This window comes from Hyphomicrobium sp. NDB2Meth4, from assembly GCF_900117445.1.
Taxonomy (GTDB): domain Bacteria; phylum Pseudomonadota; class Alphaproteobacteria; order Rhizobiales; family Hyphomicrobiaceae; genus Hyphomicrobium_A.
In genome coordinates this window covers 1217111-1241640 of the sequence record NZ_FPEJ01000001.1, presented here as the reverse complement: position 1 = coordinate 1241640, position 24530 = coordinate 1217111, and the positions used below count along the sequence as shown (strand labels likewise).

Genomic DNA, 24530 nt, shown 5'->3' with positions numbered 1-24530 from the left:
CGCCCGCGTCGTTTGTGATCGCGGGGACGCTAAGTCACAAATATGACATGCTCGCCACGGGCGGCATTTAAATCGCGTTACTCACGGGTTTCCCCCATCGCTGCCAGCACCTGTGCGGCCAGCGGTCGCGTCACCTTCCTGTGCGTCGCCAGAGCCAAACGGTCGATGCCGGCGACAATATTGCTTGCCGCAGCCATCGAACGCTCCATGCGGACGCTGAGATAGTCGATCACCTGGGGCTCGACGTAGAGCTGGCGGTCATCGAACAGCTTGACCAGCACCGCCTTGAGAAGCGCCTCGTCGGGGGGCTGAACCTCCACCATCGGCAGCGCGCGCAGCCGCGAGCGAAGGTCGGGCACGTGAAATTCCTGCTCGCCCGGTGGCACGCGCGACGTCAGCAGGACGGAAAGTTTGCTCTCGCGCGCCCGGTTGAGCAAGTGGAAGAGCACCTTTTCATCGGCAATCCCCCGGTCGATATCCTCGACGACGATGGCGGCGGCGTCCGGCAGGCTGGCCACCAGGGTGTCGCTCAGCTCGGCGGCGCCGACGATGCCGGCTCCCGAACGCAAGCGCCAGACGTTGGCGAGATGGCTCTTGCCGGAACCCTGCGGGCCGGCAACGAAGGAAGCCGGGTGCGGCCAGCGAGGCCAGGCGTCGATCATCTCGACGGCGGCGGCGTTGGAATTAGAGACGAGAAAGTCCTCGGCGCCCAAAGCCTGGCGGTGGGCGAGATCAAAGACAAGCTGGCGCGGAGAGGCGGTCATTCATATTCGCGAGTTGTGAACGGGTGGTGGTGTGTTGCCGATGATTACGGCGAAACTGGCTTCTCGAGCGTAGGTGACGTGGCGGTCGCTGTGGGCAAAGCGGTCAGCGTGGCTGGCGGCGCGATGCCGCTGTAGAGCGGGCTGGCGAGATAAATCTTCAGCGCGAACCTGACAAGCACACCAACGGCGGCTGCGATCGGCACGGCGACGAGCACGCCGACGAACCCGAACAGGTAGCTGAACACGAACAGCGAGAAGATGAGCCAAACAGGGTGCAGGCCGATTTTGGAGCCGACGATGTTGGGTGAAAGGAACCCGGCGTCCAGCACCTGAGCGCCGGCGAAGATCCCGACGACGATGAGAATCGGCACCGCGTCGGGCCAGAACTGTACGATCGCGATGGTGGTCGCGGTGATGAAACCCAGCGCCCAGCCAACGAACGGCACGAAGCTCATGAGGCCGGTGGCGAGGCCGACGAGAAGGCCATAGCGCAAACCCATCAAGCCCAGCGCTACCGCATAGTAGACGGAGAGCACGAGGCAGACGGTGCCTTGACCGCGGATGAAGGCGGAGACGGCGTCGTTCACCTCGGAAGCCAGACGGCGAATGGTGGGGGCGTGTGCGCGCGGCAGCCAGGAATCGACCTTGGCGAGCATCGGGTGCCAGTCGATCAGCATGTAGAAGACGACGAGCGGCGTCACGAGCAGCAGCGACAGGAAATCGAACAGCGCCCGGCCCTGGCTCCACAGCGAGCCGGCGACGAAGCCAGCGAGGCTGGTGATGTTTTCGGCGATGGTATTGGAGCTCCGGTCGAGACCTGCGGCGACTTCCGGATAGTGGGTGCCCAGCCGCTCGCGCGCCCAGACCTCGAGAAGTCCGCGCAGCCGCGCAATCTCATCAGGCAGGGCGACGGCGAACTGCTGCGCCTGGGTCAGCAGCAAGGGGACGAGGAAGATGATCGCGGCGGCAATGATGCAGGCGAAGGCTGCGACCATGAGGGTGGCGGCGATGCCGCGCGGCAGCCCCCAGCGCGCTAGGCGGTCGGCGGCCGGGTTGAGGAAGTAGGCGATGACCATGCCGGCGACGAACGGCAGGATGACGCCGCGCAGCAGGGCAACGAGCAGGATGAGCACGAGCCCGGCGGAGAGCCAGAACAGGACCTGACGTTCGACGCGCATCGCTCAAAGCCTCTCGTCCGGCCGATCGGCCAACCCTTGGCGATGCCGCTGTCCCTCAGCCGCCCGCCTCAGGCGATTCATCCGACATGTGTCGCAGCCAACTATGCAGGTAAGCAGCGAGCGACGCCACAGTCAGCGCGCCCGTCAGCCACACCAGCACAAAGCGCGTCCAGCCGAGCCCGAGCCCGAACCCTTCGTCGGCAAGAACTGTCGCCGCCAGCACGATCTGCGCGACGGTGTTCGCCTTGGAGACGATCAGCGGCTTGATACGGACGGGGTGATCGAGCACCCACGACAGAATGACGGCGATGACAATGAGGATGTCGCGCGAGACGACGGCGACGACGAGCCACAAGGGAAGCTTTCCGTCAACGCCGAGCGCCAGAAAGATGCTCACGATCAACAGCTTGTCCGCAAGCGGGTCGAGATAAGCGCCCAGCTCGGTCTGCCAGCCGAAGGTCTTGGCGAGGTAGCCGTCCACGGCGTCGGAGATGCCGGCAATGATGAAAACGATAAACGCGACCTGCGTCTGACCGGTGATGAGCAGCCAAAAAACCACCGGGACGAGGATCACTCGCCCCACGGTGATGATGTTGGGGATGTTCAGCAACCGGTCCACGCGCGTCCACCTGTTTTGGCGACGCGTCGAGGCGCTCCGCCTTGTTGTTATTTCGCCGCTTGTCGCCGCTGCGTTATCGCTGGCCTAATAGGATGAGCGAAGAATGAGACGGTCTGAGCCATTTTCCAGCGCCAGGCCACTGCCGTAAAGGGCCGTGGCGAGTTCGCGCGCGCCGCCGGGGAAGCGCAGGGTGAGATCGGCACCGCGGGCCGATTCCACTTCGATGCGCACGTCCTCCACGCCCGGCAGACTGAGGAGCTGACGACGCATCTGGCTCCATTCGGCAAGGCTCTGATACTGGGCGCGCATGGCGACTGCAACACCCCCGCCCGAACCTGCGGACGAGTAGGCCGGCGCATAGGCCGATGAGGATGCGGGCGAGACCTTGGTCGCCTTCCAGCGGCCTTCGAGCACACCAAGCCCGACGACGGCTGCGAGCTCCATCGAATAGGCGGTGTCGCCATCGAAGATGCGATAGCTGCGCTTGAGGTTGAAGCTGCCGACGGCATCGATGCCTGACATCGTGACGTTGAGGCGTCCGGTTGCCGGATCGGGATCGGCGATGGCGAGCACCACGTAAGGCGAGCCGTACTCACCGGCGAGAGTGCGTTCCGCACCGCGGCCCTCGGTGGCCGTCTTGAGGGTGTCGGGGCGGACTTCGCCCTTCACCGCCTGCAGCGCGAACGGCGTCAGGGAGTGCTCGAGGTCAAGTCCGCGCCAGGCGTTGGTCCAGGCGCGCGCGGCCGGGCCGGTGTCGATCAAGCCGTCGGCGGTGCGCACCACCGGCACGACAATGATCTCGCGCGCCTGTTCTTCGACGAAGGCGATGCCTTCCTGCTGCAGCACGGAGCGGACGCTGTCGGCGCGGAAGGAGAAATCGAGACTGGCGATATAGCGGGTGGACGAGTTGCGCTCGGAGCGCACTGAGACACCTTCGAGGAAGCCTGACGATCTGAGGCTAGAGAGGCGCTTCAGACGGTCGAAGTCGGTGACGGGCACAAGTCGCTTCAGAAGCGAGTGGAACGCGGCCTGCTGGCCATCGCTCATCGCCTGCTTCTTGGCGGCAACGGCGTTGGCGGCCTCGGCATCGACAGGGTAGTTGCCGACAGTGAACACGTCATCGCTGGCCGAAGCGGCGCTGGCCGCTGCCCAGACAATGGCCATGGCGGCCATTGTGCACACAATCTTCAACCGGATGGCCGGCACGCGACTTCCCTCCCCGCTCTGCAGCCTTGCCTCGCCGGCAGAATCGCCGCGAGTTGCCGACCTGACGCCTAAGCTGCTAGAGCCTTTCCGCTTTTCGTTGAAACGCGGACAGGCTCTAGACTTGTGTGTTGTCGTGCTTCTTATCGGAAAACCGGTTCCCACTTTTCCGGAAGCACTCTAGGACGCCGCATCTCCGGCAGGTAAAGCCGGCAAAAGTTGGGTTCCGAGGTCACATGACAGACGCAGATCGGGAACGCAACCCGGCCATCACCTATCGCGACGCCGGTGTTGATATCGATGCGGGAAACCGCCTCGTCGAGCTGATCAAGCCGCTGGCGCGGTCGACGCGGCGCGCCGGGGCCGATACGGACCTCGGCGGGTTCGGGGGGCTGTTCGACCTGAAGGGCGCGGGTTTTCGCGACCCGGTGCTGGTTTCAGCGACCGACGGCGTCGGCACGAAGCTGAAGATCGCCATCGACACGGGACAGCACGCGACGATCGGCATCGACCTCGTCGCCATGTGCGTCAACGACCTGGTCGTGCAGGGCGCCGAACCATTGTTTTTCCTTGACTATTTTGCCTGCGGAAAGCTCGACGTGGAGACCGCCAAGGCGGTGGTGTCGGGCATCGCGGAAGGCTGCCGGCAGGCCGGGAGCGCGCTGATCGGCGGGGAAACGGCTGAGATGCCCGGGATGTATCAGCCGGGCGACTACGATCTCGCCGGCTTTGCGGTCGGCGCGGTGGAGCGCGGTGAAATCCTGCCGCGCAGCGATATCGTCGCGGGCGACATGCTGATCGGGCTGGCCGCTTCAGGCGTGCATTCCAACGGCTATTCGCTGGTGCGGCGCTTGGTTAAGGAAAGCGGGCTTGCCTGGGAGACCGAAGCGCCATTCGAGCCCGGGCGGACGCTGGCCGAAGCGCTGCTGGCGCCGACGCGCGTCTATGTGAAGCCGGTGCTGGCGGCGATCGAAGCCGTCGGCGGCACGCAAGGGCCGATCAAGGCGCTTGCTCATATCACCGGCGGTGGGCTTTCGGAGAATTTGCCGCGGGTGCTGCCCGACGACGTGGCGGCACGAGTGGATCTTTCCTCATTCGTGGCTCTGCCGGTGTTCGGTTGGCTGGCGAAGACGGGCCGGCTGCCCGACGAAGAGATGCTGAAGACGTTCAACTGCGGCGTCGGCATGGTGATGGTCGTCGCCCGGAACGAGGCGGACGCGCTGGTGCGGCTGATGCAGGAGTGGGGCGAGGCGCCTTACGTCATCGGCGAGATCGTGCCGGGGAGCGGCGAGCGCTCGGACGCCAAGGGCAAGGGCGATTCCTGGGCGGTTCAGTATTCGGGCGCGCTGCGCTACGCCTGATCATCACGTGTAATCGGCCTCGGAGCGCTGCCGCGGTAGGAGCGCGCCGACGTCGTGCATGCTACGGCGCATTGCTGGGACCCGAGCAGACCACCTGCTCCTGTGTGCTTGGCACGCAACAGCCGCCACATTTCACAAAACCGTCAAACGCAGGAGATTCCCGCTGCTCGCGCACATCCGATCGGCGGCGGCAAAATTCGCGCTTTTTCCTTCGTGTGACAGGTCGTGACGGGCGCTTCCGAACCTTACCGATCGGTAAGGATTCCGTAAGGCCATGGCCAAGTAGGAAAGGCAATGTCAGGCCGATTAGGGGGGCTGTTAGAAGCCTCGCCGACGGGAAGTGTATTTGCGTACCCTGCTGCCCCTGTAGCCAATGGCTGCGGTTGCCGCTTGAGCGCGCAGAAACGGGCGATGAAATCACGTTATCCGCTTGATCGTTAAACGAGCCGTTTAATGCTCCAAAAAGTCGGCGCGGAGCTGAAACCTGCCCTGGCATTTTTGCGGCGAGGCTTCGGCGTCGCTCAGCGAAGTGCTATTCAGGCTTTTGCCGCTGCCTCCGGGTTCGAAATCGTCGCGGAAATAAGCACGGCAATTGATGGCGGTGTCATTCCAGCAATGACGCTTGCTGCGCTCACCGATCTTCTCGTGCGCGTCGATTTGAATTCGGCACGCACAATTATCGTCAGCACCGCGAGCCTCCTGTCGGACACCGGCTTCGAGCGTATCGTATGCTACGAGCGGTTGCGCGAACGTGGCATCGATCTCATTTCCGCCGACGCCCCGGATGCCTTCGCTGCAGAGTCTGACGAACATCCGGAAGTGCGGAAAATCCTTGCTGCATCGGCACAATTCGATGCCGCGTCGGCGTCGTCCGCATCGCGACTGACTGTCAGCGCACGGCGCGCATCGACGGGTCCGGCGCGGCGGCGTCGCTATGCGGATATCGAGCCGGAAGCCACGCTGATGGCGAAGCGCATCTACCAGTCCAGTCGCGTCAGCGGTGAGCGAGTCACTCTGCGCGAGATTAGCGCGAAGCTAGCTGAAGTCGGCTTTGTCGGCGCGAATAAAAAGCCGTTTCATCCCGAAGCAATTCGGCGAATGCTGAAGGGCCATTGGCCGCGGAATAAGACGTCGCAGTGATGCAATTCGTCCAAGTGATTGCGTCATAAATTGTCATATTCCGAATCAGTGTTTACGCACCCCTGATCCCCAAGTTATCGATGCCTCGGCTAGCGCGGATCCGGCAGGGTCCTCGTTCGGCGGCATGGTCGCGTAATTAGGTTCAAGTTGCGTTGGCCGTAGGCCAGTTGAAGCGTAGTGCGTAGGAGTTGGGTATGAGTGGGGGAGTAAAGGCTGGGTGGATCTCCGCCCTTGCCGTTAGCGGTCTGATGCTGGGCGTAGCCAACGCTCAAGCCGCAGACCTCGGTGGAGATTGCTGCAGCGATCTCGAAGAGCGTGTCGCCGAGCTCGAGGCGACGACGGCACGGAAGGGCAACCGCAAGGTCAGCCTGACAATCTCCGGCTGGGTCAACGAGTCCGTCACCTTCTGGGACGACGGCAAGGAGAGCAACGTCTATATCGGAACGAACTCTTTGGAGCAGTCGCGCTTCAAGTTCGCCGGCAAGGCCAAGATCGATAAGGATCTCGAGGCCGGCTACACGATGGAAATCGGCATTGCCAGCAATGGGTCCGACAAGTGGACTCAAGATGCTTCGAACAACGAGAGCAGCAGCTTCAAGCTCCGCAAGAGCAACTGGTACATCAAGAGCAAGACCTACGGTAAGGTCACGGTCGGCCTCGAAGGCACCTCGACCTATCACTTGCTCGACGATGCCGACGGCGCCAACACCCGCAATTACTCGGACGCCCAGGCCGCTTCCGTGGCGATGGGCAAGTTCAAGACGGTCAAGAGTGCGACCAACAGCTACGGTCTGTACTGGACCGACATCATGCGTGGCTGGGACGGCTCTACGCCAGGCCAGAGCTCGCGCAAGAACATCGTGCGCTACGACTCGCCGGAGTTCGGCGGCTTCGTAGCCTCGGCGTCTTGGGGCGAGGACGACATGTGGGATACCTCGCTGACCTACAAGGGCGAGCTCCACGAGTTCAAACTGATCGGCAAGATCGGCTATGGCGAGAGCACCGATCCGACCGCCACGAAGTGCGGCGGTCCTGCTGGCGACTTCAAGTGCACCTGGTGGGGCGCTGCCGGCACGGTGATGCACGCGCCGACCGGCCTCTATGTCTACGGTGGCTACGGCGAGCAGACGATCGACTCGCTGGGTGCGGGCGCCGAAGATTCTAGCACGACCTGGCTGGTCCAGGCCGGTATCGAGCGCAAGTTCCACTCGCTCGGCACGACCACGCTCTTCGGCGAGTTCCGTCACGATGACGCGGGCGCCGGGTTCAACAGCAGCAACGTTCAGGTTTCGAACGGTGCCGACCTCGACTTCTGGGCCGCGGGTGTGGTGCAGAACATCGAGGCTGCGTCGATGGATCTCTACCTGATCTATCGCCACGCCGAGGGCGACTACACCGACACCAGCAACAAGCTCGTCAACATCGACGACTTCGACATGCTGATGTCTGGCGCGCGCATCCAGTTCTAAGCGCTAGACCAAACCTACTCTCTCGACTTGGGCCGCCATTGTTGGCGGCCCTTTTTTGTTTGCAGAATGCGCGTTTGTCGCGTGGCGCGATTGCATCGCGCAGATTCAATTGAACGTCATTAATCCATAGTGAACGGGAGTTACCTCGCTCGGGTCGTGTTCCAGTGGGGGTTCTCGTGTCGCGTACTTCACTTCTGAGCGGTGCATCCGCTCTTGCGCTCAGCGCATTCTCGGTCTTCTCGATCTCCGTCCCGGCAGCCGCCGACTTCACGATTCCAAGCGGCACCACGAGTACCACTGCGCAGACGCTGACCGATGGCCAAAGCGGTGTCGTTGAAAGCGGTGGAACGCTGCAGGTAACGGGAACGGCCATCACGTGGTCGGCGGGGTCGGTCGTCATCACCAATGACGGCCTGATCGAGGCCACGAGCCGCGCGATCAACACCAGCGGCAGTGCCAGCAACCGAAGCGTTACGTTCACAAATACGGGTACGGTCGACTCGGCGGACGATGCGTTCCGCATCAACGTCAACGTGACGAGCGGCACGATCATCGTGAAGAACAGCGGCACGCTGCACTCGGACACCGGACAAGCGATCGACTTCAATTCGATCACGGCGGGGACGGCGACTATCGAGATCTATAACTATGCCGGCGGCATCATTTCATCGTCCGGGCACGATGCGATCCGTCCGGGCCAGAACAGCACAGTTTACAATTACGGCACGATAACCAACGAGGGCGCCGATCCGCTGGAGCGCAGCGGCATTCGCGGCGACAACGCAACCAACTTCACCGTCTACAACTACGGCGAAATCATCGGCGCGCACCATGGCGTCGACCAGAACAACGACGGCACGCTGGGCGACCCGACCGGAAGCACCGTAACCGTGGTCAACTACGGCACTATCACCGGCCTCAATGGCTCGGGCGTGGGCTCGGACGGTTACGGTACGGTCACCAACTACGGGACGATCACGGGCTCCTATGACGAAGACGCCGGTGAGGGTGACGGCGATGGCGTCGACATCGACTTCATCGGCACGATCAACAATTACGGCACCATTCAGGGCACCGGTGCCGACGGCGTAGAGAACCACTCCGAAGGCATCGCCATGGGCGGTGGCACAATCAACACTATGCTGGCGCGGTGATCGCCGGTGCAGACCGCGGCATTCTCATCGACGACAGCAACGGCGGCAATGCGTACGGCTCCGTCAGCATCATGAACGCGGGCACAATCGTCGGATATGGCGGCGATGCCATCACCGTAATCGGCGACAAGGACGATGATCTCACCAACTACGGAACGATCATCGGCAACGTGGATCTCGGTGGCGGCACGAACATCCTGGACAACAAGGCCGGGGGCCTGCTCGAGGTCGGCACGGTGCTGAGCATCGGTGCGGGGAATACGGTCAACAACGACGGCACCATTTCGCCGGGCGGAACTGGCACGGTGGAGACGACGGCGCTGACGGGCGGGTTGGCGCAGAGCGCGACCGGCGCACTCGCCATCGATCTCGATGCTGCTGCAGGCACGTCGGATCGCGTCGACGTGTCGGAAGCGGCGGACCTCGATGGCGTGGTCAAGCTGTCGGTCGCAGGTCTGGCAATTGCGGGCGGGACGACCACAGTGCTGACAGCCGGCGACGGTGTTACGCTCGACGGCCTCGAGCTGATCGCCAGCCCGGCGCTGCAAGCGTTCCTGATCTACCCGGACGCCAATACGGTGCAGGTTTCCTACAATCTCAGCTTCGCTCCGAATATCGGACTGACGCAGAACGAGACGGCGATCGGCGAGCATCTCAACGACGCGGTCGATTCCGATGCGACGAAGCTCACCGACATCACCTCGGCGCTGCTGGCGGTGACCACGGATGGCGAGTACCGCTCGGCGCTCGATCAGCTTTCGCCGGAGATCTATGGCGACAGTGCCGTTTCCACGCTGTACGGCGCGCACGCTTTCGGCAATTCGCTGTTGAGCTGCCACAAGCGTGAAGCGCAGTTCGCCGCGGTGAGCGAGGACGAGTGCCTGTGGGCGGCGTTCGCGGGCCGCACTCTTGATCAGAACGCTTCCGCCAAGGGCCTCGGCTACGACGAGCAGACGTGGGGCTTCTCCGGCGGCGGCCAAGTTGCCGTTGCGCCCGGGCTGATGCTCGGCCTTGCGGGCGGCATCGAACAGGGCAACGCCGATGCCACGAACGGGGCGAGCGCAGACATCGACCGGGCGTATGCTGGCCTGGCGCTGAAGCATGTCGCCGGTCCGTGGGTCGTTGCGGGCGCAGTGTTCGGCGGCACGGGCTCGACCGACACCACGCGGCCGATCAACTTCGGTGGCCTCGGCACCACGGCAACCGGCGACCAGACGGTGTCGCATCTGAGCGGCCGCCTGCGCGTCGCCTATCAGATGGGCGGCAACGCGCTCTATGCGAAGCCGATGATCGACGTGGAGGCAACGCACCTTTGGATCGGCTCCGTACAGGAGCAGGGCGGCTCGGGTGCTCTGTCGATCGCCAGCAGCGAGGAGACGGTTTTCTCCGCCGCTCCGGCTGTTGAGATCGGCGGCGAGGTTATGATCGACGGCGGCACGCTGGTGCGTCCGTTCGCGCGCTTGGGCGGGGTGTTCTACAGCGAGGACCACGTCACGATCACCAGCAGCTTCATCGGCGGACCAGCGGGCGTTCCCGGGTTCGCCACGCAGGCCGAGGTCGAGGACGTAATGGGGAACGTCGGCGCGGGGCTCGACCTCGTGTGGCGTGACGGCACGACGATCAAGGCGCAGTACGACGGGCTGTTCGGCTCCGAGGTGCAGCAGCACACATTCGGTGCCAAGGCGAGCGTGAAGTTCTGACGCGGTCGGGAACCGATAACCATCCAGGCATCCGGGGTCGCCGACACCGGATGCCTGACGGCCCCGGGCGTGCTAATGGGCGCGAATGAGCACCACGTCATCGGGCCCGGATAAGAAGCGGGTCGGCATCCTGATCTCTGGCCGCGGCTCCAACATGGTGTCGCTGATCGAGGCCGCGCGGGCCGGCGACTATCCGGCGGAGATCGTCTGCGTCATTTCCAATCGCCCCGAGGCTGCGGGCCTTGCCCGGGCGGAGGCGCTCGGCATTCCGACCCAGGCGATCGACCACAAGGCGTTTGCATCGCGCGAGGCGTTCGAGGTGGAACTCGACCGCGCCTTGCGTGGGCATGGCGTCGAGATCGTCGCGTGCGCGGGTTTCATGCGCAAAATGACCGCGGGCTTCGTCGAGGGCTGGCGCGATGCCATGATCAACATCCACCCCTCGCTGCTGCCCTCATACAAGGGGTTGCATACGCACGCGCGGGCGCTGGAGGACGGCGTGAAGATCGCCGGGTGCACGGTGCATTTCGTTCGGCCGGAGCTCGATTCAGGCCCCATCATCGCCCAGGTGGCGGTGCCGGTGCTCGACGGCGACTCGGAAGACAGCCTGGCGGCGCGAATCCTGGAGGCGGAGCACCGTCTTTATCCCCACGCGCTGGCGATGGTCGCATCGGGGGCGGCGAAGGTCGAAGGCGACAGGGTGGCTTACCGGCAATTCCAGATTAACCAAATGAATTCATTGTATTGGCCACCGTTGAGCTGACCATTCGGCGTTGCAGCAGATCAGCGGTCTAGCGCCAAAATGAAGCGGAAACGTGCAGTCGCATGGACACTTATGACAGCCCGGTGATACTCCTCGGCGAGCCTTGGGGGGCACGGTTCTAATCCGTGCGCGGTTCTGCACGGGCCCGTTTCGTCGCCCAGTTTACAACCCGTTGGCTGGATTAGGCATAGAAGCTCATTCTTTGCGGCTTTTCCGCCGGGAGACACGTCATGACCGTGATGTCGACGCAGCCGACGGCTGCTGCTGCTGAAACAGATGCACCTGCCCACGCGCAGGGTCTGGGCGATGAATCTAGCGTCTGGTTCAAGCTGTCGCCGCTTCTAAAGGCTGGCGTCGATAACCCGCTGCACATCCTGATGCAGATGGCGGAGCGCTACGGGCCGGTCATTCCGATCAACCTCGCCAACCAGCGCATCGTGCTCTTGTCGGAGCCGGAAGACTTCAAGCACGTGCTGGTCACCAAGGCCGACGCTTACATCAAATACTTCGACGGACTGAAGCCGATCTTCGGCAAGTCGATGATCACCAACGACGGCGCGCTCTGGCAAAAGATCCGCATGCCGCAGCAGCCGGCGTTCCACCCGGATATGTTCGCCGAGTACATCCCCTACTTCCTGGCGGCGATCCGCACGAAGATGGACATCTGGTCGGATGTGGCAAAGTCCGGCGAGACCATCGAAATGGTGGAGCAGACCTGGACGCTCGCTGCAGACATGATCTGCAAGGCGCTGTTCGACCGCGACATGCCGTTCAATCCGCACTTCGTGTTCAAGTGCGTGAAGACCTATACCGACGTGATGAACCACAAGGAGATCCGCCTCAAGAAGCAGGCTGGCGAGATCTTCGAGATCACCGAAGAGGACGCCGCCAAGGCGATGGAGGCCTGGGCTGCCGTGCCGCCTTCGCTGCTCGCCGCCGACCCGCGTGAAGAGCGCGAGCGCACCCTCTTGAAGATGATCGAGGCCGTCGTCGCCGATCCGAACGTGCCGGAATTCGACCAGCAGCAGGCGATCGACGAGATCAAGCAGTATCTGTGGGCCGGTACCGAAACGACGGCGCTGACACTGGCGTGGGCGCTCTATGAGACCGCGCGCCATCCCGAAATGGCGGAGCGCATCCGCAAGGAAGGCGAGGAAGTCTACGGCGATCGCGAGCCGACCGCCGCCGACTATTCGGCCCTCGCCTATACCCGCGCGCTCATCCAGGAAACGATGCGCATCTATCCTCCGGTCTGGGGCCTGATCCGTGTCGCCAACGAGCACGACGTGATCGGCGGCAAGGAGATCCGACCCGGCGACCGCGTGGTGCTGTTCTCATATGGCGCACATCACAATCCGCGCTTCTGGGAGAGCCCGGAAGAGTTCCGGCCCGAGCGCTGGATGGCGGGCGCTGCCAAGAAGCAGGTGAAGTATTCCTACCTGCCGTTCGGCGGCGGCAAGCGGTCTTGCATCGGCGGCGCCATGAGCCAGGTGGAGAACACGCTGGCGCTATCGCTGCTGCTGCGGCGCTTCCGTCCCGAGTACGTCGGCAACGATCCGGCCGGCATCAACGCGACGGTGACGCTGACGCCGAAGGGCGGGCTCAAGTTCAAGATCCGCGAGCTGAGCTAAGGACTTATTGTGCTGCGGGGCTGGGTGTGCCGGCCTCTGCCTTCCGACAACAACGGACAAGAAAAAAAGCGCCGCCAATCGAGCGGCGCTTTTTTTGTGCCTGAAGCGCTGTCGCTGATCTTAGTCAACCGGCTGCCGCCGCATTGGGCTAGTGTGGGGGTAAGGGAGCAGAACCGAGTTGCAGCTCCCGTCAATGGACAGAAAGGCGAAACCTTCAGATGCTCCTCCTTGCCCGCATGATCTCTCCGCGCTCTCTTGCTGTTTCGGGTATTGCAGTCATCACGCTGGCGCTCGCCGGAGCGGCGGTCGCGCAGATTCATCCGGACGCCAAGACCGGAAAGGCTATCGCCGAAAAGCTCTGCGTTGGCTGTCATATCGTCGGCGCAGAAGCTGCGGGCGCGTCGGTTTCCTCTGACGTGCCGAGTTTCGAGCAGATCGCCAACGTGCCGGATCAGACGGTGAAGTCGATCGCCGGCGCGATCGTCATCCCGCATCCGCCGATGCCGCAGATCCAGCTGACGCGCGAAGAGATCGGCGACGTCGCCGCGTATATTATAAGTCTCAAGAAGTAGCTGACACGCTCTTGCTTGAGTGACACGAGCGGAAATCAGCCTTGCATGCGGCGGAGGTCGCGCAAGCTGATGGCCGGCGCTCGCGCCGGGCGCCCTTGGCACCTTGCCGCTGCGCGGCGCTCTTTTTCAGAGCGACATGAGCTGAGAGCGGCTTTGTGTGCGGCGAGCGCCGTGCGCGTTGATAGCCGCGCCTTAGGCGCGGGGCGCCTTGCGCCCTGGCCGCTGCGCGGCGCTCTTTTTCAGAGCGACATAAGCTGAGAGCGGCTTTGTGTGCGGCGAGCGGTGCGCGCATTGATCGCCGCGCCTTAGGCGCGGGGCGCCTTGCGCCCTGGCCGCTGCGCGGCGCTCTTTTTCAGAGCGACATAAGCTGAGAGCGGCTTTGTGTGCGGCGAGCGCCGGAAGATTTGGTGCGCTCGATCATCGGCATGAAGCCGAGGATGACAGGCCCCCTCCCCGACCCTCCCCCGTGATCGGAGCGGCTACGTGCGCTGCCGATTCACGCCCTCGCTGATAGGCGCTCGGGCGATCGGAGCGCTAGCGGGGGACGAGGTAGCGGAGCTTGACGACGCCGTCGGGGAAGGCCTCGATGCCGTCGAAGGTGAGCGTCGGGCGGATCGTCAGATCATTCAACAGGTTGAGGCCGGCGCCGAGCAGAACCGGGACCAGGAAGATCTCGACCATGTCGGCGAGCCCTTCCTCTAGCGCCGACTGCATGGTGACGGCGCCGCCGACGATCCAGATGTCGTTGCGCGTCTTCTCGCGGGCGAGCTGTAGCGCCGCGCGGATGCCGCGCGTCGTGGTGGTGACCCCTTCGGGGAGGTCGCCTAGGGAGCTCGATGTGAGAACGTAGACCGGCTTACCGGCATAAGGCCAATCTTCGCCAATGGCGGAGATCAGCTCGAAGGTGCGGCGCCCCATGATCAGGGCGCCGACCTCGTCTATGAATTTGTCGTAGCCGTAGAGGCGCGCGTCGTATGGCGCCAGCCAGTCCACGCTCCCCTCGCGGTCGGCGATGAAACCGTCAAGACTGGTGGCAACATAAAGCCGGACGCGCGCCATTAGGAGTTAGTCCCCCCTGGACCGCGCGTTGGTACGCGGTCGTTAGCCGACAATTTCCTTCGTCGTGAAGTTCAATGCAATCTCGCGCTTGGCAGAAGCGGCGCTATCGGACCCGTGGACCGAGTTGGCGCCCTTGGATTCGGCAAAGCGCTTGCGGATGGTGCCGCGCTTGGCCTCTGCCGGATCCGTCGCACCCATGAGAGCGCGATAGGTGGCAACGGCGTCCTCGCCTTCGAGAACCTGAACAACGATCGGGCCGGAGGTCATGAACTCGACCAGCTCGCCGAAGAAGGGGCGGGCCTTGTGCTCGGCGTAGAATTCCTTGGCCTGAGTTTTGGTCCAGCGCACGCGCTTCTGGCCAACAATGCGCAGGCCGGCCTTTTCGATGGCTGCGTTGATTTCGCCCGTCAGGTTACGTGCGGTAGCATCCGGTTTGATAATAGAAAACGTTCGCTCGATGGACATCCCTCGACCTCTTTAAGGGGTTGGATTTTTATTGAATTGCGGCGCCTTATAGCCGGGGCGCGGCGGCGCAGCAATGCTGCGGTGGACGAACCGACAAGCCATTGGTGCGGCCAATTGACGAAGCAGGGTGCATCGAACCACATTGGTGCCATGCGAAAAGGCCAGCATAGGCCAGGGGCTGAGCATTAGACGTTGCGTCAGTTTCCCTTCTTGATACGAGATCTCCATGACTGGCCAGCAGGCTGACATCCAGTGGTACATCGCGCGTGAGGGCAAGCAGCACGGCCCGCTTTCCGACGCCGAAATGCGCACATTCGTCGCGCAAGGACATCTAAAACCGACCGATCTCATCTGGCGTCCCGGGTTTGCCGATTGGCGTCCAGCTCCGGCGGTATTTCCCTTTCAACAGCCTCCGCCCCCTGCTGCGCCGCCACGCCCCGCGGCACAGGGCGCGCAGGGAGGACCGGCCCGCGGTCTCGCCGGACCAGCGGCCCAGCCGTCATTCGAGCCCGACCGCATTCGCGTGTCCGACCATGCCGATGGCGGCGGCGGCTCGCGTATCAAGCGCTTTGCGTTGGTAGCGGTGCTGCTGGCCCTGATCGGCGGCGGCGGATGGTTCGCCTGGCAGAGCGGCGCCCTCAACATGGTGCAGGACAAGCTCAGCGCGTCGCGCGAAGGTGAGCAGGTGCCGACCGTGTCGGCGCCAGCCGATAGCTCCACGCCTCCCCCGGCGCCGAGTGTCGCTCAGGCCGATGTCGCTGCGGGCGCAAGCCAACTCGACGGCAAGTTCGAGCAATTGCCGGCCTGGAGCGTTGTGAAGCGCGAGTTCCCCGACTGGTACAACGACCAGCTTCGTCAGGCCGCGACCCTTTCAGCGCAAAACCAGCCGCAGGACGCCGTCAACAAGCACCTCGCCGAGGCGCTGGTGGCGTTGCGCCGCCAGCATGCCAACGAGGCGCTGTCGGCCAGCACACCGCGGCTGAAGGACGTGGCTTCCGCGTTCCTCGCCAATCTCAAGTCGTTGTCGACCAAGAGCGTGGGGGCTTGCTACGGCTTCATCTCGCAGGGCGAGACTGCACCGGCGGTGCTCGAGGTGCTGCAATCGCCCGAGCAGGGCGCGGCGGTGCAGACGCAGATCGCGGCCATCTTCGAAGCTATTGCCGACGGGCGCAAATCGCCCTCGCCGCACGACCGGGCGGTTAAGGAAGACTACGACGTTCTGGTGCAGGAGCTGGGCAAGCTGGGCTGGAAGGAGCAGGACCTGCAGGTCTTCTCGAACCCGTCGCTGCTGTCGCGCGAGCCGCCGGAGCGCGTGTGCCAGATGGTGCAGGACTGGTTCGCCGCGCATCTGTCCATCGCCGACCAGGGCACGCAGGAGCGTCTGTTGGTCGAAACGCTGAAGCCAGTCGTTTCGGGATAAGCGGAGATGCTCGCGACCGCCACGAAGATCGCCATTACCGCCATTCTGGTGGTGGCGATCGCGGAGGCGGCGAAGCGGTCCTCGTTGCTGGGGGCCGTGCTGGCGTCGATCCCGCTGACGTCGGTGCTGGCGATGATCTGGCTCTATGCCGATACGGGCGACACGGGAAAGGTTGCCGATCTGGCGGCGGGGATCTTCTGGCTGGTATTGCCTTCCCTGGTGCTGTTCATCGCGATGCCGCTGCTGCTGCGAGCGGGTTGGGCGTTTGCGCCGAGCCTTGCCGTATCGTGCGGCCTGACGGTCGCAGCGTACTTCCTGATGCTGGCCATCTTGAAGCGGTTCGGCATCGCCATCTAGCTGCGGCGGGCGGTTCGCCGGCCCGAGGATGACACGGCGAGGCGGAGCGGCTATGTGCTCGCCATGCTGCACATCAACGATCTCAGCTATCGCATTGAGGGCCGGCCCATATTCGAAGGGGCGACGGCTGGCATTCCCACCGGGCACAAGGTGGGCCTCGTCGGCCGTAACGGCGCCGGCAAGACGACGCTGCTGAAAATCATCGCCGGCGACCTTGCTCCGGACATGGGCTCGATCACGGTGCCGCGCACGACGCGCATCGGCCACGTGGCGCAGGAGGCGCCGGGCGGGAACGAGAGCATCATCGACACGGTGCTGGCCGCCGATACCGAGCGGGCGCAGCTGCTGGCCGAGGCAGAGCACGCCAGCGACGCGCACCGCATCGCGGAAATCCACGAGCGATTGTCGGATATTGGCGCGCATTCGGCGCCGGCGCGGGCGGCGCAGATTCTCTCAGGCCTCGGCTTCGACGAAGTGGCGCAGCAGCGCGCGTGCCGGGAGCTGTCGGGCGGCTGGCGGATGCGTGTGGCGCTGGCCTCGGTGCTGTTCTTAGAGCCGGAAATTCTGCTGCTCGACGAGCCGACCAACTATCTCGATCTCGAAGGCGCGATGTGGCTGGAGACGTACCTGCGCTCTTACCCGCATACAGTGCTGATCGTCAGCCACGACCGCGACCTGCTCAACCGCGCGGTGACGGCGATCCTGCATCTCGACCGTGGCAAGCTCACCTTCTATTCGGGCGGCTATGACGATTTCGAGGAAGCGCGACGCGAAAAGCAGCGGCTGGAGCTGAAGCTCAAGAAGCACCAGGACGAGGAGCGGCGGCGCATCCAGGCGTTCATCGACCGCTTCAAAGCGAAGGCGACCAAGGCGGCCCAGGCGCAGAGCCGCGTCAAGGCGCTGGCGAAGATGCAGCCGATCGCGGCGCAGGTGGATGAGCGGGTGAAGCCGTTCTACCTGCCGAACCCGGCGAAGGCGCTGGCGAGCCCGCTGATGCGCTTCGAGGACGTGTCGGTCGGGTATGCGCCGGGGGCACCGGTGCTGACAGGCATCAACCTGCGGATCGATCAGGACGATCGCATTGCGCTGCTGGGCCAGAACGGCAACGGCAAGTCGACCTTTGCAAAGCTGATCGCGGGCAAGCTGAACCCATTGTCGGGCAATGCGTTCGGGGCGAAGCGGGTGGACGTTGGTTATTTCGCGCAGCATCAGCTGGACGAGCTGAACCCCGGCAAGACGCCGTACGATCACATGGTTGAGCTGATGCCGGAAGCGACGGAAGCGCAGCGGCGCACGCGGCTTGGCACGTACGGGTTTTCGGCCGACAAGGCGGACACCAAGTGCTCCAACCTGTCGGGCGGCGAGAAGGCGCGGCTGCTGCTGGCGCTCGCGGCGTTCCATGCGCCGCATCTGCTCATTCTCGACGAGCCGACGAACCATCTCGACGTCGACAGCCGCGAGGCGCTGGTGCACGCGCTGACCGAATACGAAGGCGCGGTCATCCTGATCAGCCACGACCGGCATCTCATCGAAGCGTCGGCAGATCGGCTGTGGATCGTGCGCGGCGGTACGGTGAAATCCTACGATGGCGATATGGATTCATATCGCGCCGACCTGCTTGCCGAACGCGGTTCGGCAACGCGTGCGCGCAATGGCGGCGCGAAAGCGGAAGCCTCGCGCGACAGTCGCGCGGACCAACGGCGCGCTGCGGCTGATCGGCGCGCACAACTCGCGCCGCTGAAGAAAGCGATGCAAGCGGCTGAGAAATCCGTCGAAAAACTGAGCGCGGAAATCGCGCGTCTCGATCAGCTGCTCGCCGATCCGCAACTCTATGCGAAGGATCCGCAGCGCGCGCAGAACACTGCGATCGAGCGCGGGCAACTTGCGAAGCGTTTGAGCGATGCGGAAGAGCAATGGCTGCTCGCAAGCGATGCGTACGAACGTGCGAATGTTGACGCAGCCGACGCTGCAGATGCGTAGCGCGCAAACTTTTCGTGACGATTCAGCGACAAGCTAAATGTGCGAGATATGCACATGAATATTTGTTTTTGCGCGCCCCAATAGTGGCCGCTGCATGGCCAGTGTAAGAACGAACGTCTGGGAGCTGGCAGCCTCGGTCTTAAGCGGGGACCGTGCCCAACGCGGTGAGGGCCGTTCGGGGTCCGCAGCCAGCTCTCAACAGCATTCCCCTATCATTGACCTACTTGTCAGCGGCTGCCCCAACGGCCGCTGACAACACGTCGTCCGTGTTCGGGCGCGCGGCGCAGCATGTAGGCCCATGCATCGAGCGTTTCGCCGCCGGCAAGACGCACTTGCCTGACGATGCGATCGTACTCGTTGTCATCGGCGCCGTGCACGAAGCCTTCGTATTCGTCGAGCCAGATGAGCGAGGCTTGCGGTTTCGACATCAGCACGAGCTCGCCGTGCACGATGGCGTCGATGTCGTCGACGGCGAGCGCGCCGGGATAGTCGCCGAGGTCGAAGAGCTGGGCTTGCGGTAGCGAGGCGGGGCCGAGGCTGTCGGACTCGCGCGCCAAGCGCAGCCGCTCCTCGGTGCCGAGGGCGCTGCGCACGCCGCTCATCAGCGTGCCGTAGACGAAGAGATAGCGAGCCGAGTCGTCGTTCATCGGTTCTATGAGCCTCCGGCAGCCCTTATGCTGGATCCCGGGTCTTCGCTCGGCGAGCCTCGCGCGCCCGGGATGACAGAGAGTTTCGCGTCGTGAAACGAGAATACGCTTATTTCGTCTACATCCTCGCAAGCAAACGCAACGGCACGCTTTATGTCGGCGTCACGAGCGACCTCTACGGGCGCATGAGCGAACATCGCGACGGTCTCATACCAGGATTCACGCAGAGATACGGTGTGAAGACGCTGGTCTATTTCGAGGAACACGACGACGTTGGGGAAGCCATCCGCCGCGAGAAGCGGATTAAGCGTTGGCGACGCGCCTGGAAAATCGCGCTGATCGAGGGCGGCAATCCGGGATGGCGGGATCTTTGGCTCGATCTCACGGCATAAGTCTGTCATCCCGGGCGAGTGAGCGCAGCGAACGATGACCCGGGAGCCAGCACAAGATTCCGATTCTGCGACGCTCCTCTCCTGGGTCCCGGATAGCGGCTCGCGGTGCTCGCCACTTCCGGGATGACAGGCGTGGCTCTCTCCCCGCGCGCGGGGAGAGAGGAGCGGCGGTTAGCCGGCGATTTTGGTGAAGTCGGCGACGTTGAGGGTGGCGGCGCGGATCTGCGAGAGAAGATGCAGACGATTGAGGCGCAGCGCGGGATCGTCGGCGTTGACGGTGACCTTGTCGAAGAAGGCATCGACGGGGGCGCGCAGCTCGGCGAGCGCGCGCATGGCGCCGGCGAAGTTCTCGACGGCGAGGGCGGACACCGTGTCGTCCTTCACCTTGTCGATGGCGGCGGCGAGCGCCTTTTCCTCGTCGAGCTGCAGTAGCTCCGCGTCGTAGTCGCCAGCGTGGCTGGTCTTATCCTTCTTTTCCTCGATGGAGAGGATGTTCTGCGCGCGCTTGATGCCGGCGAGCAGGTTGACGCCGTCGTCGGTGCCGAGCAGCTCGGACAGCGCTTCGACGCGCTTGACGATGAGCGCGAGGTCGTCCTGGCCGGGGAGCGCGAACACGGCATCGATGAGGTCGTGGCGCGCGCCCTTGTCGCGCAGGTAGACCTTCAGGCGCTCGGCGAAGAAGGCGAGGAGATCCTTAGCTGCAGCTTCGTCCGCTTTTGCACCCTGAGCGAGCGCAATCGTTCTTAGCAGCGGCATACGCAGATCGTTTTCAATGACGATGCGGATGACGCCGAGAGCGGCGCGGCGCAGCTGGTAGGGATCGCCGGAGCCGGTGGGCTTTTCGCCGATGGCCCAGAAGCCGACGAGCATGTCGAGCTTATCGGCGAGCGCGACGGCAACGGCGGCGCCGTCATCCTCGCTTTCGAGCGGAACGGAATCGGTCGGGCCCTTGGGCTTGTAATGCAGCTCGATGGCGCGGGCGATTTCCGGGTTCAGCTTCTCGTGCGCGGCGTAGTAGCGGCCCATGAGGCCCTGAAGCTCGGGGAACTCGCCGACCATGCCAGAGACGAGATCGGCCTTTGACAATTCGCCCGCACGCAGGGCCAGCGCTGCCTCGCACAGCTCCTGCTCGGTGGCGATCTGGTGGGCCAGCTCCTTGATGCGCTCGGTGCGCTCGAACTGGGTGCCGAGCTTCTCGTGGAAGGTGATGCCCTTCAATTCGTCGCGCATCTCGTCGAGGGTCTTCTTGAGATCGGTTTCCCAGAAGAACTTGGCGTCGGACAGGCGCGCGGCGATGACTTTCTCGTTGCCGGCGATGATGGTCTTGCCGCCGTCTTTGGCCTTGAGGTTGGAGACGAGCAGGAAGTGGTTTGCCAGCTTCTTGCCGTGACGCAGCGAGAAGCACTTCTGGTGGGTCTTCATCGCGCTGGTGAGGCACTCGCCCGGCACTTCGAGGAACGATTTGTCGAACTCGCCCATGAGCACGATCGGCCATTCGGTGAGGCCGGCGTTCTCGGCGGCGAGGGCGTCGTCCTCGACAAGCGTGAGCTTGGCTTCCTTGGCGAGCGCGTGCGCGCCTTCATTGATGGTGGCAGCGCGCTCGGCGAAGTCGAGCACGACCTTGTTGGCCTTGAGCTGCTTTTCATAATCGGCGAAGTCGGTGACCTTGAACGGCTCGCCGCCCATGAAGCGGTGGCCGCGCGTGACGTTGCCCGACTTGATGCCGGCGATTTCGAAGGGGATGACCTTGCCGTCGAGCAGCAGGATGATGGAATGCAGCGGGCGCACCCAGCGCAGCTCGCCGCCGTTGTCCAGCTTGGCGTTGAAGCGCATGGTCTTGGGCCAAGGGAAATTCAGGATCGTGTCGCGCAGCACCTCGGCGATGATCTCGCCGGCGGCTCGGCCGGGCTTCTCGATGCGCGCGAGATAAAAGTCGCCCTTCTTCTCGTCCTTGACGATGGTCGCCTCGTCGATGGAGGCGAGGCCGGCGGACTTGAGGAAGCCTTGCACAGCCTGCTCGGGTGCGTTCGTGCGCGGGCCCTTCTTCTCCTCGGAGATGGCGGGCGACTTCTTCGGCACGTCGGCGATGACGAGCGTCAGGCGGCGCGGCGTTGCGAAGGCGCGCGCATCGCCCACTTCGAGGCCCTTCGCCTTGAGACCGTCGACCATGAGGCGGCGCAAATCTTCCGATGCGCGCACCTGAAGACGGGCGGGAATCTCTTCGGAGAACAGCTCGAGCAGAAGCTCTGACATGGGGGCGCTTTTCTTCGGTTTCGTTGTGAAATTCGGAGGCGCACTCATACGTTATCGGCGCCGCGGTGTCATCTCGTAAGGATTTGATCTGACACGAGCGGAGAGAGGATTGGTCGGCTTCCAGCGTCGTGCGGGGGAAGGCCGGCGCTCGCGCCGGGGCGCCTTGCGCCCTGAGCGGCCTGCAGCCGCTGATTTGATTTGATCGGTCTGACACGAGCGGAGAGAGGATTGGTCGGCTTCCAGCGTCGTGCGGGGGAAGGCCGGCGCTCGCGCCGGGGCGCCTTGCGCCCTGAGCGGCCTGCGGCCGCTGCGCTGACACGAAGTCTGTCATCCCGGGCGAGTGAGCGCAGCGAGCGATGACCCGGGAGCCAGCACAAGATTCCGAGTCTGCGACGCTCTTCTCCTGGGTCCCGGTAGCGGCTCGCGATGCTTCGCCGCTTCCGGGATGACAGAGAAGTTCTAGGGCGAGACGGGCTGGGGCTCGGCGGTAGGGAGCGGCGCGGTCTCTCTTGCGACGACAGCGTCAGCGATGTCGACCAGAGCGCCCGTCGCTCCGAGATAGCCAAGGCCGACGAGGATCAGCGCTACGGCGAACCAGAACACTGGACGCGCCCGATTGAAGAGCAGCAGCCAGGCGACAATCAAAGCTGGCACACCGACGATTAGTCCACCAAGAACGACAGGCGGCATTATACGCTTCCTCCCGCGGTTTTCAGCCAAGCGCCGCAGCAGGCCTTGGCCAGCTCGCGCACCCGGAGAATATAGCTCTGGCGCTCGGTGACGGAAATGACGCCGCGTGCGTCCAGCAGATTGAAGACGTGGCTGGCCTTGATGCACTGGTCGTAAGCGGGAAGCGCCATCTCGTGGCGGCCGTCCTTCTCGCCCGCTTCCAGCAGCGCCTTGCACTCCTTCTCGGCGTCAGCGAAGTGCTGCAACAGCAGCGCGGTATCAGCGTACTCGAAGTTGAAGCGCGAATATTCCTGCTCGGCCTGAAGGAAGACATCGCCGTAGGAGAGCTTGCGCGCGTCGGTGCGGCCGTTGAATGACAGGTCGTACACGCGGTCCACGCCCTGGACGTACATGGCGAGGCGTTCGAGACCGTAGGTGATTTCGCCCGACACCACTTCGCAGTCATAGCCGCCGACCTGCTGGAAGTAGGTGAACTGCGTCACCTCCATGCCGTCGCACCAGACTTCCCAGCCGAGGCCCCAGGCACCGAGCGTCGGGCTTTCCCAATCGTCCTCGACGAAGCGGATGTCGTGCAACTCGGGAGCGATTCCGATGCGGCGCAGGCTTTCGAGGTAGAGATCCTGCATGTCGGACGGCGCCGGCTTCATGATGACCTGAAGCTGGTAGTAGTGCTGCAGGCGGTTGGGGTTCTCGCCGTAGCGGCCATCCTTGGGACGGCGTGAGGGTTGTACGTAGCAGGCGTTCCACGGCTTGGGGCCAAGGGCGCGCAGCGTCGTTGCTGGGTGGAACGTGCCGGCGCCGACTTCCATGTCGTAGGGCTGCAGGATGACGCAACCCTGCTCGGCCCAGAAGCGCTGCAGGGTGAAGATGAGGTCCTGGAAGGACTTCTTCGGGTGCAGCGGCGGCACTTCTACGGCGTGCGCGCGGGCGGATTTTGCTTCGGCGGTCGGCATGTTGGGCGGCCCTTGTGGAGTTGGGCCGCACTATACGCATGGCGCGGGTTCTGTCACGCGGGCAGCTATTGCAGGCGCTCGGTGATGCGAACCTCGGGCGGCAATGGCGATATCATGGTGGCGATGCGGGGATCATCAGCCGGCTTGCCGTAAACCTGGGAATAGAGCGTTGCCAGCCAGCGCTGCAAATCTTCGCGCGCCAGCGTTGCCGGCGGGGTCTGCGCAAGCAGCAGGAGCTGCATGGGCGGCGGCGTGCCGGCGTGGGAGAGCGGCAGGATATAGCTGAGGCCTTCGATAAGACGGCAGCCATGGCGCGCATAGAAGGCGAGGCGGCGGCGGATGGGGCTGGAGGCGTCGAGGTCATCGCGAGGCGCGTCAACTTCGAGAATGCCCGGCGCGCCGGGGGCATGCTCGGCGGCATAAGCAACGGCGGCGGTCAGCAGCGCCGAGCCGAGGCCGGAGGAGCGCGCATTGCCCGCGACCGCCACGTACTCGAGCAGCCAGAATTCCTTGGAGTGCGGGATGAATGTGATGGCAAAGCCGATGATTTCGCCGCCGGCCGCCTCGGCGATAAGGCAGGCGTAGCGGTCGTCGTCGATCTGCGCGCGCAACTGCTGCAGCGACTTCTGCTCGGATGGCTCAATCGCGTCGCGATAAATGGCCGTCACTGCATCGAAGCGCGGATCGCCGGCAGAACGCAGGGGTACAATCGATACGGTCAATCGGCGGTCCTCGGGGCAACGACAGTCGCGGCTGGCCG

General features: G+C 63.9%; 23 protein-coding genes. 12 read left to right on the top strand and 11 right to left on the bottom strand.

From position 1 onward, the window contains the following. Positions 1–77: 77 nt before the first annotated feature. The 4 genes from NDB2M4_RS05935 to NDB2M4_RS05920 all read right to left on the bottom strand — a co-directional run bounded on the left by NDB2M4_RS05935 (position 78) and on the right by NDB2M4_RS05920 (position 3734). Positions 78–764, bottom strand: coding sequence for an HdaA/DnaA family protein (locus NDB2M4_RS05935; protein WP_072371400.1), 687 nt, complete (start codon positions 762–764; stop codon positions 78–80). A gap of 44 nt (positions 765–808) precedes the next feature. Beyond that, a complete protein-coding gene (locus NDB2M4_RS05930; protein WP_072371398.1) occupies positions 809–1942 on the bottom strand; it encodes an AI-2E family transporter in 1134 nt (377 codons plus the stop codon). Positions 1943–1997: 55 nt separating this feature from the next. Further along, on the bottom strand, positions 1998–2549 hold the full coding sequence (locus NDB2M4_RS05925) for a CDP-alcohol phosphatidyltransferase family protein (RefSeq protein ID WP_072371937.1): 552 nt from the start codon (positions 2547–2549) through the stop codon (positions 1998–2000). A gap of 96 nt (positions 2550–2645) precedes the next feature. Beyond that, positions 2646–3734, bottom strand: a complete 1089-nt coding sequence (locus NDB2M4_RS05920) for a DUF2066 domain-containing protein (protein WP_072371395.1) — start codon at positions 3732–3734, stop codon at positions 2646–2648. Positions 3735–4000: 266 nt separating this feature from the next. Here NDB2M4_RS05920 and purM point away from each other — a divergent pair, with 266 nt between their 5' ends. From purM to NDB2M4_RS05880, 8 genes are all read left to right on the top strand, one after another. Then, a complete protein-coding gene (gene purM, locus NDB2M4_RS05915) occupies positions 4001–5125 on the top strand; it encodes a phosphoribosylformylglycinamidine cyclo-ligase (RefSeq protein ID WP_072371392.1) in 1125 nt (374 codons plus the stop codon). A gap of 453 nt (positions 5126–5578) precedes the next feature. Continuing rightward, positions 5579–6265, top strand: a complete 687-nt coding sequence (locus NDB2M4_RS05910; protein ID WP_072371390.1) for a recombinase family protein — start codon at positions 5579–5581, stop codon at positions 6263–6265. Between the two features lie 194 nt (positions 6266–6459). Continuing rightward, a complete protein-coding gene (locus tag NDB2M4_RS05905; protein ID WP_072371388.1) occupies positions 6460–7734 on the top strand; it encodes a porin in 1275 nt (424 codons plus the stop codon). A gap of 176 nt (positions 7735–7910) precedes the next feature. Further along, entirely contained in the window at positions 7911–8888 is a 978-nt protein-coding gene (locus NDB2M4_RS05900; RefSeq protein ID WP_139247093.1) for a hypothetical protein, read from the top strand. Beyond that, positions 8885–10588, top strand: a complete 1704-nt coding sequence (locus tag NDB2M4_RS05895) for an autotransporter outer membrane beta-barrel domain-containing protein (protein WP_072371382.1) — start codon at positions 8885–8887, stop codon at positions 10586–10588. Before NDB2M4_RS05900 ends, NDB2M4_RS05895 begins: the two co-directional genes overlap by 4 nt. Before the next feature lie 85 nt (positions 10589–10673). Beyond that, positions 10674–11351, top strand: coding sequence for a phosphoribosylglycinamide formyltransferase (gene purN / locus NDB2M4_RS05890; protein ID WP_072371379.1), 678 nt, complete (start codon positions 10674–10676; stop codon positions 11349–11351). A 230-nt stretch (positions 11352–11581) separates the two neighbouring features. Then, positions 11582–12982 (top strand): cytochrome P450, encoded by a 1401-nt coding sequence (locus NDB2M4_RS05885; RefSeq protein WP_244536052.1) that lies wholly within the window; start codon positions 11582–11584, stop codon positions 12980–12982. Between the two features lie 218 nt (positions 12983–13200). Beyond that, positions 13201–13554 (top strand): c-type cytochrome, encoded by a 354-nt coding sequence (locus tag NDB2M4_RS05880; RefSeq protein WP_083555837.1) that lies wholly within the window; start codon positions 13201–13203, stop codon positions 13552–13554. 534 nt (positions 13555–14088) lie between these two features. Here the strand turns inward: NDB2M4_RS05880 and NDB2M4_RS05875 are convergent. Then, positions 14089–14613: a dihydrofolate reductase family protein gene (locus tag NDB2M4_RS05875; RefSeq protein ID WP_072371377.1), complete on the bottom strand. Its 525-nt coding sequence runs from the start codon at positions 14611–14613 to the stop codon at positions 14089–14091. A gap of 42 nt (positions 14614–14655) precedes the next feature. Further along, on the bottom strand, positions 14656–15078 hold the full coding sequence (gene ndk / locus NDB2M4_RS05870) for a nucleoside-diphosphate kinase (protein ID WP_072371373.1): 423 nt from the start codon (positions 15076–15078) through the stop codon (positions 14656–14658). A 226-nt stretch (positions 15079–15304) separates the two neighbouring features. On the opposite strand from ndk, the gene NDB2M4_RS05865 reads away from it, so the two are divergent. The 3 genes from NDB2M4_RS05865 (at position 15305) to NDB2M4_RS05855 (ending at position 18835) form a co-directional block, all read left to right on the top strand. Continuing rightward, the gene (locus NDB2M4_RS05865) at positions 15305–16498 is read left to right on the top strand and encodes a DUF4339 domain-containing protein (protein WP_072371371.1); all 1194 of its coding nucleotides are present in this window, start codon (positions 15305–15307) and stop codon (positions 16496–16498) included. Between the two features lie 6 nt (positions 16499–16504). Further along, positions 16505–16855 carry a DUF3147 family protein gene (locus NDB2M4_RS05860; RefSeq protein WP_072371368.1) on the top strand — a complete coding sequence of 117 codons (351 nt, stop codon included), beginning with the start codon at positions 16505–16507 and terminating at the stop codon, positions 16853–16855. Positions 16856–16918: 63 nt separating this feature from the next. Continuing rightward, complete coding sequence (locus NDB2M4_RS05855; protein WP_072371365.1) at positions 16919–18835, top strand: ABC-F family ATP-binding cassette domain-containing protein; 1917 nt, start codon at positions 16919–16921, stop codon at positions 18833–18835. A gap of 227 nt (positions 18836–19062) precedes the next feature. Here the strand turns inward: NDB2M4_RS05855 and NDB2M4_RS05850 are convergent, their stop codons facing one another. After that, positions 19063–19482, bottom strand: a complete 420-nt coding sequence (locus tag NDB2M4_RS05850; protein WP_072371362.1) for a gamma-glutamylcyclotransferase family protein — start codon at positions 19480–19482, stop codon at positions 19063–19065. 92 nt (positions 19483–19574) lie between these two features. Here NDB2M4_RS05850 and NDB2M4_RS05845 point away from each other — a divergent pair, with 92 nt between their 5' ends. Continuing rightward, positions 19575–19874 (top strand): GIY-YIG nuclease family protein, encoded by a 300-nt coding sequence (locus NDB2M4_RS05845; RefSeq protein ID WP_072371359.1) that lies wholly within the window; start codon positions 19575–19577, stop codon positions 19872–19874. A gap of 171 nt (positions 19875–20045) precedes the next feature. Here NDB2M4_RS05845 and glyS read toward each other — a convergent pair whose 3' ends face one another. From glyS to NDB2M4_RS05825, 4 genes are all read right to left on the bottom strand, one after another. Next, entirely contained in the window at positions 20046–22127 is a 2082-nt protein-coding gene (gene glyS, locus NDB2M4_RS05840) for a glycine--tRNA ligase subunit beta (protein WP_072371356.1), read from the bottom strand. A 459-nt stretch (positions 22128–22586) separates the two neighbouring features. Next, positions 22587–22817 (bottom strand): hypothetical protein, encoded by a 231-nt coding sequence (locus tag NDB2M4_RS05835; protein ID WP_072371353.1) that lies wholly within the window; start codon positions 22815–22817, stop codon positions 22587–22589. Further along, positions 22817–23770 carry a glycine--tRNA ligase subunit alpha gene (locus tag NDB2M4_RS05830; protein ID WP_072371350.1) on the bottom strand — a complete coding sequence of 318 codons (954 nt, stop codon included), beginning with the start codon at positions 23768–23770 and terminating at the stop codon, positions 22817–22819. Before NDB2M4_RS05830 ends, NDB2M4_RS05835 begins: the two co-directional genes overlap by 1 nt. Before the next feature lie 65 nt (positions 23771–23835). Continuing rightward, positions 23836–24492, bottom strand: coding sequence for a GNAT family N-acetyltransferase (locus tag NDB2M4_RS05825; protein ID WP_072371347.1), 657 nt, complete (start codon positions 24490–24492; stop codon positions 23836–23838). Positions 24493–24530 lie beyond the last annotated feature (38 nt).

What these genes read in the sequence shown, in the direction of transcription:
- NDB2M4_RS05935 (WP_072371400.1), bottom strand. Translation starts at nt 764, where the DNA reads ATGACCGCCTCTCCGCGCCAGCTTGTCTTTGATCTCGCCCACCGCCAG.
- NDB2M4_RS05930 (WP_072371398.1), bottom strand. Translation starts at nt 1,942, where the DNA reads ATGCGCGTCGAACGTCAGGTCCTGTTCTGGCTCTCCGCCGGGCTCGTG.
- NDB2M4_RS05920 (WP_072371395.1), bottom strand. Translation starts at nt 3,734, where the DNA reads ATGGCCGCCATGGCCATTGTCTGGGCAGCGGCCAGCGCCGCTTCGGCC.
- purM (WP_072371392.1), top strand. Translation starts at nt 4,001, where the DNA reads ATGACAGACGCAGATCGGGAACGCAACCCGGCCATCACCTATCGCGAC.
- NDB2M4_RS05910 (WP_072371390.1), top strand. Translation starts at nt 5,579, where the DNA reads ATGCTCCAAAAAGTCGGCGCGGAGCTGAAACCTGCCCTGGCATTTTTG.
- NDB2M4_RS05905 (WP_072371388.1), top strand. Translation starts at nt 6,460, where the DNA reads ATGAGTGGGGGAGTAAAGGCTGGGTGGATCTCCGCCCTTGCCGTTAGC.
- purN (WP_072371379.1), top strand. Translation starts at nt 10,674, where the DNA reads ATGAGCACCACGTCATCGGGCCCGGATAAGAAGCGGGTCGGCATCCTG.
- NDB2M4_RS05885 (WP_244536052.1), top strand. Translation starts at nt 11,582, where the DNA reads ATGACCGTGATGTCGACGCAGCCGACGGCTGCTGCTGCTGAAACAGAT.
- NDB2M4_RS05880 (WP_083555837.1), top strand. Translation starts at nt 13,201, where the DNA reads ATGCTCCTCCTTGCCCGCATGATCTCTCCGCGCTCTCTTGCTGTTTCG.
- NDB2M4_RS05875 (WP_072371377.1), bottom strand. Translation starts at nt 14,613, where the DNA reads ATGGCGCGCGTCCGGCTTTATGTTGCCACCAGTCTTGACGGTTTCATC.
- ndk (WP_072371373.1), bottom strand. Translation starts at nt 15,078, where the DNA reads ATGTCCATCGAGCGAACGTTTTCTATTATCAAACCGGATGCTACCGCA.
- NDB2M4_RS05865 (WP_072371371.1), top strand. Translation starts at nt 15,305, where the DNA reads ATGACTGGCCAGCAGGCTGACATCCAGTGGTACATCGCGCGTGAGGGC.
- NDB2M4_RS05860 (WP_072371368.1), top strand. Translation starts at nt 16,505, where the DNA reads ATGCTCGCGACCGCCACGAAGATCGCCATTACCGCCATTCTGGTGGTG.
- NDB2M4_RS05855 (WP_072371365.1), top strand. Translation starts at nt 16,919, where the DNA reads ATGCTGCACATCAACGATCTCAGCTATCGCATTGAGGGCCGGCCCATA.
- NDB2M4_RS05850 (WP_072371362.1), bottom strand. Translation starts at nt 19,482, where the DNA reads ATGAACGACGACTCGGCTCGCTATCTCTTCGTCTACGGCACGCTGATG.
- glyS (WP_072371356.1), bottom strand. Translation starts at nt 22,127, where the DNA reads ATGTCAGAGCTTCTGCTCGAGCTGTTCTCCGAAGAGATTCCCGCCCGT.
- NDB2M4_RS05835 (WP_072371353.1), bottom strand. Translation starts at nt 22,817, where the DNA reads ATGCCGCCTGTCGTTCTTGGTGGACTAATCGTCGGTGTGCCAGCTTTG.
- NDB2M4_RS05830 (WP_072371350.1), bottom strand. Translation starts at nt 23,770, where the DNA reads ATGCCGACCGCCGAAGCAAAATCCGCCCGCGCGCACGCCGTAGAAGTG.